Raw genomic sequence first — 1,278 nt, 5'->3', positions numbered from 1 at the left:
GGTAAGATAGCACCCGCTTTACCGGTAAAATGATATTGAAACTGGCTATGACGGTCTGCAGGATCCAGATTAACCTCCACGGTTTGAGCACCGTGGTGATTCGCACTATCGACAAAACCTGCCGCAGGGTAAACCGTACCCGATGTACCAATCGCAATAAATAAGTCACAGTGATCTAAGGCATCGTGAATTCTGTCCATACCAAAAGGCATTTCACCAAACCACACAATATGTGGCCGCAGGCGTTTCCCGGGTATGCAACAGGTGCAGCAATTATCAACACCGAAAGGTTCACGTAATACAAAGGTTTGTAGCGATTGTGGGCATCGACCTTTTGCTAATTCACCGTGCATATGCAGTAATCGTTTAGACCCCGCACGCTCGTGTAAATCATCAACATTTTGGGTTATTACTAGCAATTCACCTGTAAATTCTGTTTCAAGTTTCGCTAGCGCTAAATGTGCAGCATTGGGAATGACATCATCACTGTGTAATTGTTGCCAGCGGCTATTATAAAAACGCTCAACTAATTCTATATCTCTTGCATAGCCTTCAGGAGTAGCAACATCTTCAATATGATGCTGTTCCCACAAGCCATGCTGATCTCTAAATGTGCTCATACCCGACTCAGCTGAAATACCTGCGCCGGTCAGCACTACAATTTGCCGGTACATTGTTTGTCCTTTATTGTGATGATGTAAGATAGAATGTAATGACTTTTAATACCATATCAAAAATAAGTGCCCAGGTTACAAAATGTTGTCATTAGACGGTCTAAAAATTCACATAAAATTCATGTTATAGGATTGATAATGATATCGGATAACAGAATAGGCACAATAATCCCTTAGTATAAGTAAGCTTATTGTGCGATCCATAACAAATACTATCAGCTTAAGTGACTGTTTTACTAAATATCCTCTATATAGGTTGATAAAGCAGCTTAAGAGGTTTATGTTTTTAGACTCAAGACATATAATGATTAGAATATCCACCGATGAACCGATTGGTTCTGCAATCAAGAGATTAGCAATGACAGATGGAAATCAAGCACTCAAAAAAGCCGGATTAAAAATAACCCTGCCGCGAGTTAAAATTCTAGAACTGATGCAATCCCCAGATAACCAGCATATCAGTGCAGAAGACTTATATAAGAAGTTACTCGAAATAGGCGAGGAAATTGGCCTTGCAACTGTATACAGAGTCTTAAACCAGTTCGATGATGCGGGCATTCTAAATCGTCATCATTTTGAAAGTGGTAAAGCGGTGTTTGAAATG

General features: G+C 40.1%; 2 protein-coding genes. One reads left to right on the top strand and one right to left on the bottom strand.

Features of this window, described 5'->3' with window-relative positions; all coding sequences use genetic code 11:
* Positions 1 to 674 (bottom strand): Sir2 family NAD+-dependent deacetylase (cobB, locus tag CXF78_RS00855; protein ID WP_102035715.1); only part of this gene is annotated, 674 nt, incomplete at its 3' end.
* 358 nt (positions 675 to 1,032) lie between these two features.
* Between cobB and fur the strand changes: the two genes are divergently transcribed.
* On the top strand, positions 1,033 to 1,278 hold a 246-nt coding region (gene fur, locus CXF78_RS00850), incomplete at its 3' end, for a ferric iron uptake transcriptional regulator (RefSeq protein ID WP_102035716.1).

The organism is Shewanella sp. 11B5 (genome assembly GCF_002836795.1).
In the GTDB taxonomy this organism is placed as follows: Bacteria; Pseudomonadota; Gammaproteobacteria; order Enterobacterales; family Shewanellaceae; genus Shewanella; species Shewanella frigidimarina.
This window is presented reverse-complemented; position numbering and strand designations above follow the sequence as displayed.